Origin of the sequence: Micromonospora sp. L31, assembly GCF_052068075.1 — a bacterium.
Taxonomy (GTDB): domain Bacteria; phylum Actinomycetota; class Actinomycetes; order Mycobacteriales; family Micromonosporaceae; genus Micromonospora; species Micromonospora purpureochromogenes.
Window position 1 is genome coordinate 148,354 of record NZ_JBQHDC010000009.1, and the last position, 11,613, is coordinate 159,966.

At 75.6% G+C, this 11,613-nt stretch carries 7 protein-coding genes; 6 read left to right on the forward strand and 1 reads right to left on the reverse strand.

What is annotated here, in order from left to right:
- The first annotated feature begins 390 nt into the window (after positions 1-390).
- The 4 genes from ACTMS9_RS23465 (at position 391) to ACTMS9_RS23480 (ending at position 6,834) form a co-directional block, all read left to right on the forward strand.
- Positions 391-936 (forward strand): hypothetical protein, encoded by a 546-nt coding sequence (locus tag ACTMS9_RS23465; RefSeq protein WP_441148901.1) that lies wholly within the window; start codon positions 391-393, stop codon positions 934-936.
- On the forward strand, positions 929-3,661 hold the full coding sequence (locus tag ACTMS9_RS23470; protein WP_441148902.1) for a hypothetical protein: 2,733 nt from the start codon (positions 929-931) through the stop codon (positions 3,659-3,661). The genes ACTMS9_RS23465 and ACTMS9_RS23470 overlap by 8 nt, the downstream gene beginning before the upstream one ends.
- Before the next feature lie 76 nt (positions 3,662-3,737).
- Positions 3,738-5,078 (forward strand): carbohydrate-binding protein, encoded by a 1,341-nt coding sequence (locus ACTMS9_RS23475; RefSeq protein ID WP_441148903.1) that lies wholly within the window; start codon positions 3,738-3,740, stop codon positions 5,076-5,078.
- Positions 5,079-5,379: 301 nt separating this feature from the next.
- A complete protein-coding gene (locus tag ACTMS9_RS23480) occupies positions 5,380-6,834 on the forward strand; it encodes a cellulase family glycosylhydrolase (protein ID WP_441148904.1) in 1,455 nt (484 codons plus the stop codon).
- A 115-nt stretch (positions 6,835-6,949) separates the two neighbouring features.
- Here ACTMS9_RS23480 and ACTMS9_RS23485 read toward each other — a convergent pair whose 3' ends face one another.
- Positions 6,950-8,608 carry an FAD-binding dehydrogenase gene (locus ACTMS9_RS23485; RefSeq protein ID WP_441148905.1) on the reverse strand — a complete coding sequence of 553 codons (1,659 nt, stop codon included), beginning with the start codon at positions 8,606-8,608 and terminating at the stop codon, positions 6,950-6,952.
- A gap of 100 nt (positions 8,609-8,708) precedes the next feature.
- Between ACTMS9_RS23485 and ACTMS9_RS23490 the strand changes: the two genes are divergently transcribed.
- The gene (locus ACTMS9_RS23490) at positions 8,709-9,911 is read left to right on the forward strand and encodes a PucR family transcriptional regulator (RefSeq protein WP_441148906.1); all 1,203 of its coding nucleotides are present in this window, start codon (positions 8,709-8,711) and stop codon (positions 9,909-9,911) included.
- A gap of 53 nt (positions 9,912-9,964) precedes the next feature.
- Complete coding sequence (locus tag ACTMS9_RS23495) at positions 9,965-11,596, forward strand: copper resistance CopC/CopD family protein (protein WP_441148907.1); 1,632 nt, start codon at positions 9,965-9,967, stop codon at positions 11,594-11,596.
- Positions 11,597-11,613 lie beyond the last annotated feature (17 nt).

Sequence of the window (11,613 nt, forward strand, 5' to 3'; positions counted from 1 at the left end):
CTTCGGGGGATCGACAGTGATCGGCGGCACCGCCGCCGCCGGAGCGGGCGGGCGACAGGCCCGGACGACCGTACCGGCACCGGGTGCGCGCCCCACGCGGCGCGGGGCCGGGGTGGCCGGCCTCACCCCCGGCCCCGCCGCGGCCCCGCCCGGCCCCGCCGCAGCGCCGGCGCGGTCCGAGGCGCCTGCCCGCCTCGGTGATCAAGAGGTTTGCGTCAGGTCCGGGGCTGATTTCGACGCAAACCTCTTGATCACCGGCGGGGACGGCGGGCGGGCCGAGGGGGGTGACGGGTGGTGGCTGTCTGATTGCTGATCGCGCTCGTCGAGGACGGCTCCTAACGTGACCGCCGGAGCGCGCGGCGACCCGACAGGCCGGGAGGCACGATCACCATGAACCCGACCAGGCAGGTCTCGGGCGGCGGGACGGAGGAGGACCTCGTCCGGCTGGCGATCCGGGCGGTGGCCCCCGAGGAGGAGCCGCTGCTGGTGTTCCTGCAACCGGCGTACCGGCGTCGCCCCGACCGCTGGCGCGACGACCCGCGCGACTTGGTGCGGGTCGGCGGCGGTGAGGCCGGGGGCGGCGGGTTCCACGAGACCGTCGAGCCGCTGCTGCCGTACGTCATGGTGCTGACCGGCGTCGCGCTCACCGCGCTGCGCGACGCGGCGCAGGGCCACGCCACCGAGGCGGTGCGCGGCGGCCTGCGCCGGCTCGGCCGGCGGTGGCGGGCCCGCCGCTCGGGTGCCGAGGCGCCGACGCTGCCGGCGGTGCGGCTGCGGCCCGGGCAGGTGCTGCGCATCGAGGAGGCGGTCACCGCCGCCGCCCGCGACCCGCGCTGGGCGCTCACCGAGGACCAGGTGGCACTGCTGCGCGCCGCGGTGCGGGACGCGTTCGTGGCGCGGTTCGGAGTGGACGGCGGGAACGCCGACGGTGAGTGAGGCGACGGCGCACCGCGCCGGCCACGCCGCGGTGACCCCGCCGCTGCCCTCGCCGGCCCTGGGCCGCTTCGTCGCCGTGGTGACCGCGGTCGTCGGGACGAGCATGTTCGGCTGGCAGACGGTGCTCATCGACGCGGCGCTCACCCGGGAACGGGCCGAGTGCGTCAGCGGGCTGCGCCGGTTTCCGCCGCCGATCGACGTGCGGGCCGGCACGGTCAACGAGGAGTCGGCCGCGGCGGTGCAACGGTGCCTCGGCACCCTGCACGCCGACGTGGTGCGTCAGATGCTCGTCGGGCTGGCGGTGCTGGCGGCCGTGACGGCGGCGATCTACCTGGCCGCGCCGTGGTGCGAACGCCGGTTGCGTGACCTGCGCCGGCTGGACCGGATGCCGGGCACCGAGGCGTTGCGGGCGGACCTGGCCGCCCTGGTCCGCGAGGCGGGGTTGCGTCGGCCGCCGACGTTCGTGGTGTCGAGGTCGGCACGGGTCAGCGGCAACACCTTCGGCACGTTCGGCGTCCGGTACGTCCGGCTCGACCTGGGGCTCGTGCACGCCCACCGGACGGCGCCCGGCGTGTTCCGGGCGGTCGTGCTGCACGAACTCGCTCACCTGCGCAACGCGGACGTGGACCTGACCCGGCTGACGATCGCGTTGGCGTGGGCCTTCCCGCTGGGCGTGCTCGCTCCCGTCGCGGTCAACTACGCCGGCGCCGTACCGGCCGCGCACCTGCTCGGCGACGCCTGGCGGTTGGCGGTGTTCGCGCTGGTGGTGCAGGTGTCGGCCTGGTCGGTGCTGCGGGCCCGGGAGTTCGCCGCTGACGCCCGACTGAGCAAGGTGGACGCGGCGACCGCCCGGGCGATGCTCGCGGCCGACCGCACCCGCGCCGGACGCTGGTCCCGCCTCGCCGCGGTGTTCCGGTTCCAGCCGCTGGCCGGGGCCCGCGCCGACGAGCTGGCCCGGCCGGCGCGCCGGGTCGCCGCCCGCCCGGTCGAGGCGCTGGGCGCCGGGCTGGCGGCCGGGATCGCCGCACCGCCGCTGCTGGACCTGATGTCGCAACTGCCGCGCACCCTGGGCGGCCCCGATCCGCTCACCGGCGGCGCGTTCCTCGTCGGCCTGCTGCTCGGCGCGCCGCTGGCCCTGGTCACCACCGGCGCCCTGTGGCGGTCGGCCTGGTGGGCGCGGCACGGCGGCGGCACGGCGTCCCGGGGTGGCCTGTTCGGCGCGGCGCTCGCCGTCGGGCTGCTCGTCGGCCGCCGGCTGGCCTGGTCGACCGGGTACGCCAGCGACCGGCCGGCCTGGTGGGTCGAGCTGGCCTGGGCCGTGCTCGGGATCGCCGGTGGCGTCCTGCTCGGCCGCTGGGTCGCCCTCGGCGCTCGCGCGCACCTGCGCCGGGTCGCCGCGGACGACGCGACCCGCACCCGCCTGGCGTGGGCCGGCGCCGCCGTGGCCACGACCGTGCTGACCGCCGCCTTCGTGGCGTCGTTCCTGGTCCTGGACGCGTGGTCGGCGGACTCCGAGATGAGCATGCCGCGGGTGCTCGCGGCGCGGGAGGGCCACACCGACCAGGTCACCGCGCTCACCCTGCTGGACACCCTCGGCTGGTACGTCCGCGTGCTGGCCGACCAGGCGCCGTACCTGCTCGCGCTGCCGCTCGCCGCCGCGCTGTACCCGGTCCTGGCGAACCGGCACGCCACCCGGCGGGCGATCCGGCTCGGCCTGGTGGCGGGGGTCGTCGGCGCGGCGGCGCTGCCGCTGGTGGTGGCCGGCGTCGCGGTCGCGGTCCGGGACCCGGGCCTCGGGCCGGCGGCGCTGCGGGGGCTGGTCGACGGTCACACGCTGCTGCCGGTGACGCTGGTGGAGATGACCGTGGCGGTCGCGGCCGTGGCCGGCCGGCGGCTGTCGGTCTGGCACGCCCTGCTCGCCGCCGGCACGGCGGGGCTGCTGCTGGCGCCGGTGCTGGTGGCCGTGACGGCGGCGCTGCCCTGCCTCGGCACCGGCGCCGACCTCGGCTGTGTCCGACCTCCCGAGCAGGTTCTCGTCGTCCGGGCGGTCAGTCACGCCCTCCTCGTCGCACCGGTCTTCGCGACGCTCGCCGCGGCGCTCGGCGCCGCGGTGACGGCGGCACTCGCCGTGGCGGCACGCGCCCGGCACCGGCGCTGGCTGCTGGCCGGTGCCGCCGTCGTGGTGCTGCTCGGCGCGTCCGGGGCGGTCGCCGGCGTGCAGCGAGGGTCGGGGCGTGCGGCGGTGACCGGACAGGACGGCTGCCTGGTCGGGGTGTGGCGGCTCACCGCCGGCCGCTACCACGTCAAGGTCGCCGCCGACTCGCCGCTGGGCACGCTGGCCGGGCTGCGACAGGACGCGAGCGTGGATCTCGCCAGCGGCCCGGAGACCGGCTTCGCCAGCGCGTACCGGGTGGATGGCACCGCGACGGACCTGTTCGACCTGACCGTGGCCGAGGGCTCCCTCAACGGGCACACCGTGCGCAACGTCCGGCGGGGCACGCAGACGTACCGGTGGAGCGCCGGGGCCGGGCGGTACCGGCAGCGTAACGGGGTGACCGCGGGCGACGTGAACCTGCTGCGGGTCGACGGCCGGGAGCTGGACATCAGCTCGGTGATGGCGGACTCGGAGGGCTCGTACCGCTGCGCCGGTGACCGGCTGGTGATCCGGCTCGCGGCCGACGACGGGTCGTGGGGCGAGGAGACCTTCGTCCGCAGCCGCGCCTGACGGGCCGAGACATCGCGACATTTACATTTAACAAAGTTAACTGATAACCTCCGGCGCATCGACGAGGAGGTATGTCATGCGACTCCGACCCGCACTCACCGCCCTGGCCGCCGGCGTGGCGTTGGCCACGGCCGCCGCCGCCCTGCCGACCACGCAGGGGCTCGCCGCGGCGATCACCGACGTCGCGGCCGTCGCCTGCACCGCGCCCGCCTGGGCCGAGGGCACCACGTATCCGGCGGGCAGCCAGGTCAGCTACGCGGGCCGGCGCTACGAGGCCCTGGTGACCCACACGCCACCGCCGGGCGCCGGCTGGAACCCGGCCGCCACGCCGGCGCTGTGGCGGGACCTCGGGGCCTGTGACGGCGGCGGCACGCCGACGCCGTCGCCCACCCGCACCTCGTCACCCACACCGACGCCGACGCCGACCGCAACGCCGACCGCCACCCCGCCGCCCGGCACGACGACCTGCGCGGTCAAGCCCCGGCCGGCGGGCAAGGTGCTGCAGGGCTACTGGGAGAACTGGGACGGCGCCGCCAACGGCGTCCACCCGCCGCTGGGCTGGATCCCGATCACCGACCCGCGGATCATCGGACACGGCTACAACGTGGTCAATGCCGCCTTCCCGGTCATCCGCGCCGACGGCACGGTGCTCTGGGAGGACGGCATGGACACCACCGTCAAGGTGCCCACCCCGGCCGAGATGTGCCAGGCGAAGGCGGCCGGCCTAACCATCCTGCTGTCGATCGGCGGCGCCACCGCCGGCATCGACCTCAGCTCGGCGGCGGTCGCCGACCGGTTCGTCGCCACGGTGGTGCCGATCCTCAAGAAGCACAACTTCGACGGCATCGACATCGACATCGAGACCGGTCTCACCGGCAGCGGCGACATCAACCGGCTCTCCCCCTCCCAGGCGAACCTGATCCGGATCATCGACGGGGTGCTGGCCCAGATGCCGGCCGGCTTCGGCCTCACCATGGCCCCGGAGACGGCGTACGTCACCGGCGGCAGCGTCACCTACGGCTCCATCTGGGGCGCGTACCTGCCGATCGTGAAGCGGTACGCCGACAACGGCCGGCTCTGGTGGCTGAACATGCAGTACTACAACGGCAGCATGTACGGCTGCTCCGGCGACTCCTACCCGGCGGGCACCGTGCAGGGCTTCACCGCGCAGACCGACTGCCTCCACACCGGACTGGTCGTCCAGGGCACCACCATCCGCGTCCCGTACGACAAGCAGGTCCCCGGCCTGCCGGCGCAGCCCGGCGCCGGCGGCGGACACCTGCCGCCGGCGTCGGTGGCGCAGGCGTGGAACACCTACCGCGGCGGCCTGAAGGGGCTGATGACCTGGTCGCTGAACTGGGACGGCGCGAAGGGCTGGACCTTCGGCGACAACGTCCGCTCCCTGCAGGGCCGCTGAGATCGGCTCCCCCGGCCCCGCTCCCCGCTCACCGGGGCGCGGGGCCGGCGCGCGCCCGCACCCGGCGGTCGGGCAGCCGGACCCCCCGCGCCGGACACTTCGACGCATCGACATGTTGCGAGGATGTCGCGGACGCCTCTAGGCTGCCATGGGAGCGCTCCCGGGCCTCGTCCGGGCATCGAGGCGACACCGGGCACCGCCTGCGACCCGTGGGTGATGTGTGGGCACCACATCCATCCGGTCCACGGCCGGCCCGAGCACCACCTCGCACCCGACCCCCCGCACAGATTGAGACGGTCCCATGCAGAAGATCCCCCGCCCGACGCGGCGGCACCTGCTCGCCGCCGGTGCCGCGGCCGCCCTGACCATCGGCGCGTCGGCGTTCCTGCCGGTCGCCAACGCGATGGCGGCACCCGGCTGCGCCGTCACCTACACCACCAGCTCCTGGACCGGCGGGTTCACCGCCAACATCACGATCAAGAACCTCGGGGACGCGGTCAACGGCTGGACCCTCGGCTTCAGCTTCCCGGACGCCGGGCAGCGGGTGGGACAGGGCTGGTCGGCGACGTACCAGCAGAGCGGCCAGTCCGTCACCGCGCAGAGCCTGAGCTGGAACGGCTCCCTGGCCAGCGGCGCGTCCACCACCATCGGCTTCAACGGCAGCTGGGCCGGCAGCAACCCGGCGCCCACGTCGTTCACCCTCAACGGCACGGTCTGCACCGGCGCGACGACCCCCACCACCCCGCCGCCGACCACCCCGCCCCCGACCACGCCGCCGCCCACCACGCCCCCGCCCACGACGCCGCCGCCCGCCGGCCAGACGCCGGTGGCGATCAACGGTCAGCTCCGGGTCTGCGGGGTGAACCTGTGCAACCAGTACGGCCGGCCGATCCAGCTACGCGGCATGAGCACCCACGGCCTGCAGTGGTTCGCCCGGTGCTACAACGACGCGTCCCTCGACGCGCTCGCCACCGACTGGCGCGCCGACCTGCTGCGGATCTCGATGTACGTGCAGGAGGGCGGCTACGAGACCAGCCCCAGCGGCTTCACCGACCGGGTCAACACGCTGGTCGACGAGGCGGGTGAGCGGGGCCTGTACGCGCTGATCGACTTCCACACGCTGACCCCCGGCGACCCGATGTACAACCTGGACCGGGCCAAGACCTTCTTCGCCGCCGTCTCGGCTCGCAACGCCAACCGCAACAACGTCGTCTACGAGATCGCCAACGAGCCCAACGGGGTCAGCTGGCAGACCATCAAGAACTATGCCGAACAGGTCATCCCGGTGATCCGGGCCAACGACCCGGACGCGATCGTCGTCGTCGGCACCCGGGGCTGGTCCTCGCTGGGCGTGTCGGAGGGCGGCAACTCCACCGAGGTGATCAACAACCCGGTGAACGCCAGCAACGTCATGTACGCGTTCCACTTCTACGCCGCGTCGCACAAGGACAACTACCGGGCCGAGGTCGAGCGGGCCGCCACCCGGCTGCCGCTGTTCGTCACCGAGTTCGGCACGGTCACCTACACCGGCGGCGGTGCCGTCGACGCGGGCAGCAGCACCGCCTGGCTGGACCTGCTGGACCGGCTGAAGATCAGCTACGCCAACTGGACCTACTCCGACGCCGACGAGGGCAGCGCCGCCTTCAAGCCGGGCACCTGCTACGGCGGCACGTACGCCGGCACCGGCGTGCTCACCGAGTCCGGCGTCTTCATGCGCAACCGGATCCGTACCCCGGACAACTTCCCCACCAGCTGACCCGAGCGACACCGCACGGCGCCCGTCCCGGTCGGGGCGGGCGCCGCCCGTTCCCGCCCGGCGGCGGGCCGGCCGGCCGGTCGCGGGGCGGGCCGCCCCGCGACCGGCGTGGCCCTCAGGCGACGGCCGCCGCGGCGGCCCGCCCGGCCGTGCGCCCGGAGAAGAGGCAGCCACCGAGGAAGGTGCCCTCCAGAGCGTTGTAGCCGTGCATGCCGCCGCCACCGAACCCGGCGACCTCGCCGGCGGCGTACACCCCGCCGAGCGGCTCGCCGTCGGGGCGCAGCACCCGGCCGGAGAGGTCGGTGTGCAGCCCGCCGAGGGTCTTGCGGGTCAGCACGTGCAGCTGGACGGCGATCAGCGGGCCCGCCGCCGGGTCGAGCAGGCGGTGCGGCGTGGCGACCCGGATCAGCCGGTCGCCCCGGTACCGGCGGGCGCCCCGGACGGCGTGCAGCTGGGCGTCCTTGCCGAACGGGTGCGCGATGTCGCGGTCGCGCGCCTCGACCAGCCGGCGCAGCGGCGTGACGTCCAGCTGCGGGCCGCCCGTCTCGGCGGCCAACGCGTTCATCCCGTCGACCAGCTCCTCCAGGGTGTCGGCGACCACGAAGTCCGCGCCGTGGCGCTTGAACGCCTCGACCGGGCCGGGCGCGCCGGGACGGACCCGTTGCAGGACCTGCCGGACGCTGCGGTTGGTCAGGTCCGGGTTCTGCTCGGAGCCCGACAGCGCGAACTCCTTCTCGATGATCTTCTGAGTGAGCAGGAACCAGCTGTAGTCGTGGCCCGTGCCGCGCAGGTGCCGCAGGGTGGCGAGGGTGTCGAAGCCGGGGAACAGCGGCGCGGGCAGGCGCCGGCCGGTCGCGTCGAGCCACAGCGACGACGGGCCGGGCAGGATCCGGATGCCGTGGTCCGGCCAGACCGGGTCCCAGTTGCGCAGCCCCTCGGTGTAGTGCCACATCCGGTCCGGGTTGATCACCTGCCCGCCGGCGGCCTCGGTGATGGCCAGCATCCGGCCGTCGACGTGGGCGGGCACCCCGGCGACCATCCGGGTCGGCGGCGTGCCGAGCCGCGCCGGCCAGGCCCGCCGGACGAGGTCGTGGTTGCCGCCGATGCCGCCCGAGGTGATGATCACGGCCTGCGCGCCGTACGTGAAGTCACCGACGGCCACCCGGGAGGTGCTGCGGCCGCGCGGGGCGTCGTCGGGTTCGAGGACCGTCCCGCGTACCCCGGTGACCACGCCGCCGGTGGTGACCAGTTCGTCGACCCGGTGCCGGAACAGCAGTCGCACCCGGCCTTCGTCGACGGCCTTCTGGACCCGCCGGGCGAACGGCTCGACCAGCCCCGGGCCGGTGCCCCAGGTGACGTGGAACCGGGGTACGGAGTTGCCGTGGCCGTCGGCCGCTCCCCCGCCCCGCTCGGCCCAGCTGGCCACCGGGAAGAGCCGGTGGCCCATCCCCCGCAGCCAGGCCCGCTTCTCCCCGGCCGCGAAGTGCACGTACGCCTCGGCCCAGCGGCGCGGCCAGTGGTCCTCGGGCCGGTCGAAGGCCGCGCTGCCCGTCCAGTCCTGCCAGGCCAGCTCGACCGAGTCGCGGACGCCCATCCGCCGCTGCTCGGGCGAGTCCACCAGGAAGAGGCCGCCGAACGACCAGAACGCCTGCCCGCCGAGGTTCTGCGCGGGCTCCTGGTCGAGCAGCAGCACCCGCCGACCCGCGTCGGCGGCCTCGGCGGCGGCGACCAGCCCGGCCAGCCCGGCGCCGATCACGATGACATCCGTATCCATGCCACCGACGTTACGTACGGGGTTGCCAAGGTGGTGGCGGTCCACGCGCAAGATCCAAGGTAGGTTTTGTAACCCGGATGACAAAGTGAGGGGCGGAAGGGTGTCCGACGCGCTCATCGACATCGAGCCGGGGCTCGCCGCCCTCCCACCGACGGTCGGCGAGCACCTCCGCGGGCTGCGGGCACCCCTGCACGGGCGGATCCTCGCGACCGTCCGCGCGGCCATGCGGGCGCAGGGCCGGTCGCTGACCGGTGGGCAGGGGCAGGGCCTCACCCTCGGCGTCGAAACCGCCGTCGACGCGTTCGTCGAGGCGGTCGCCGATCCGGGCCGCGACCTCGCCGCCACCCGGGCGGTGTTCCACGCTCTCGGCCGCACCGAGTACCGGGAGGGCCACCGGGTGGACGCGCTGCGCATCGTCCTCACCCTCGGCGCCCGGGACATCTGGGCCTTCCTCGTGGAGAACGCCGGCCCGGCCGGCCCGGCGCCGGGCGACCTGTACGTCATCGCCGGCGCGCTCTTCGGCTTCGCCGACGCCCTCGCCGGCGCGGCGGCGGAGGGGTTCCTCGACGAGCAGCGCGACGTCGCGCAGGACTGGGCGACCACCCGACGCCGGCTGATCACCCTGCTGGTGCAGCCCGAAGCCCCGGCCGAGAGCGCGCTGCACGCCGCGGCCGACGCGGCCCGCTGGCCGCTGCCCCGCAGCGTCGCCGTGGTCAGCGTCGACGGCACCGACGCCGAGCACCTGGCGCGGTCCATCGGCGGGGGCGCGATCGCCACCGTCATCGACGACGCCGTACGGCTCGTCCTGCCCGACCCGGGCACGCCCGGACGCCTGGCCCGCGCCCGGCAGGCGCTGTCCGGCCGGCGGGCGGCGCTCGGGCCGACCGTCGAGCTGGGCCGGGCCCGGCTGTCGTACCGGCTCTCCCGACGCGCGCTGGCGCTGCAACACGACGGCGTGCTCCCACCGGGGCCGCTCGGCTGCGACGAGCACCTGCTGACCCTGCTGATGGCGTGGGAGCCGGGCCTCGCCGACCGGCTGTCCGCCGTCAGGCTCGCCGCGCTGGACGGCGTCCGGCCCGCCGCCCGGCAGGCGCTGGCCGAGACGCTGCACAGCTGGCTGCGCCGGCAGGGGCAGGTGGTCGCCGTGGCCGAGGAGCTGCACACCCACACGCAGACCGTGCGGTACCGGATGCGCCGACTACGTGAGCTGTTCGGCCCGGCGCTGGACGATCCCGACGCCCGGCTCGCCCTGCAACTCGCCCTCCGGCACCGGCTGAGCCGGCCGGCCGGTGGCCAGGGGTGATCCGGAACCCATCCGCGTTGAACCGTACGGCCGTCCGATCCGAACCACTGGTCGTGCGTACCCGAACCGCCGCGCTGCTGGGGCTGCTGCTCGCCCTGCTGTCCGTTCCGCTGACGCCACCCGTTCCCGCCGCCGCCCACGCCCTGCTGATCGCCACCAGCCCGGTACGCGACGCGGTAATCGGTTCCCCGCCACGGGAGGTGGTGGTGACCTTCAGCGAGCCGGTGTCCCCCGTCGCGGGGCGGGTGCAGGTCCTCGGCCCGGACGGGCGGAAGGTCCACACGGGTGAGCCGGTGGTGCGTGGCGGCACCCTGCGCATCCCGGTCCGGGTGCCCGACCGGCCGCTCGGCACCTACCTGGTCAGCTACCGGGTGATCTCGGCCGACAGCCATCCGGTGGCGGGCAGCTTCACCTACTCCGCCGGCGCCCCGTCGGCGACTCCCCCGCCGCCCGACGGTCGGACCCGGACCAGCGGCGCGCTGGCGCCGGCCGCCCGGTACGTCGGCTACCTGGGGCTGGTCCTGGCCGTCGGTCCGGTGCTGCTGGCCGTCGGGATGTGGCCGCGCCGGCGCTCCCGCCGCCCGGTCGTGGTCGCCGCCTGGGCGGGGCTCGGCCTGGTCGTGGTGGCCACCGCCGGGCAGTGGGTGGCACAGGCCGCGGACATGGTGGGAGCGCCGGTCGGTGAGCTGTCCCCGGCCGACCTGCGGGCGGTGGGCGCCAGCGCCGTCGGCCCGGTGCTGGGCGCCCGGCTGGCCCTGGTCGGCGTGGCCGCGGCGCTGCTGCCCGCCGTCGTGGCCGGCCGGTCGGGTCGGGGGCGGCGGGCCGCGCTGGCGGTGGTCGGCGTTGCCGCGCTGACCACCTGGCCGTTGGCCGGGCACCCGGTGGCCGGGCCGCTGCCGCCGGTCAGTGTCGCCGTCGGCGTGGTGCACCTGGCCGCGATGTCGGTCTGGGCGGGCGGGCTGCTCACCCTGGTGGCGTTCCTGCTGCCCGGCCTGCACGAGCGGCTGCGCGCCCGCGTCCTGCCCGCCTGGTCCCGGCTGGCCACCCTCGCGGTGTGCTGGCTGGTCGCCAGCGGCGTCGCCCAGGCCGCGGTCGAGCTCGGCCGGCCCGCCGCGCTGCTCGACACCACGTACGGGCGGCTGCTCTGCGGCAAGGCCGCCCTGCTCGCCGTGGTGCTGGCGGTCGCCGCCGGCCAGCGACGCCTGGTGCGCCGGGGGTTGGCGGCGGGGCGGCCGGGCCGGGTCAGCCGGGCGGCGGGGGTCGAACTGGTCGCCACCGCGCTGGTGCTGACCTTCAGCGCCGTGCTGGTGCAGACGCCGCCGGGCCGCACGGCCGGCACCGAGGCCGCCCGGGCCAGCCGGGAGGGGGTCGCCCAGACGCTGACCAGCGGCCTGTACACCTTGCAGTTCGACGTCTACCCGGTGCGGGTCGGGACGCCGAACTCGCTGCACGCCTACGTCTACACCCCGCAGGGCCAGGCGCTGCCGGTCGTCGAGTGGACGGTCAGTCTGGCGCTGCCGGCGGCCGGCGTGGAGCCGGTCCGGGTGCCGGTCGACACGCCGGAACCGCACCACGCCAGCGCGGAGGTCACCTTCCCGGTCCGGGGCGAGTGGACGCTGCGGTTCACCGCCCGGACCAGCGACGTCGACCAGGCCACCGTCACCGCCACCGTGCCCGTCGGCTGAGCCACCGATCCGCCGAG

Excerpts from the sequence above, each read along its gene's own strand:
- ACTMS9_RS23465 (WP_441148901.1), top strand. The coding sequence starts at position 391 with ATGAACCCGACCAGGCAGGTCTCGGGCGGCGGGACGGAGGAGGACCTC.
- ACTMS9_RS23475 (WP_441148903.1), top strand. The coding sequence starts at position 3,738 with ATGCGACTCCGACCCGCACTCACCGCCCTGGCCGCCGGCGTGGCGTTG.
- ACTMS9_RS23480 (WP_441148904.1), top strand. The coding sequence starts at position 5,380 with ATGCAGAAGATCCCCCGCCCGACGCGGCGGCACCTGCTCGCCGCCGGT.
- ACTMS9_RS23485 (WP_441148905.1), bottom strand. The coding sequence starts at position 8,608 with ATGGATACGGATGTCATCGTGATCGGCGCCGGGCTGGCCGGGCTGGTC.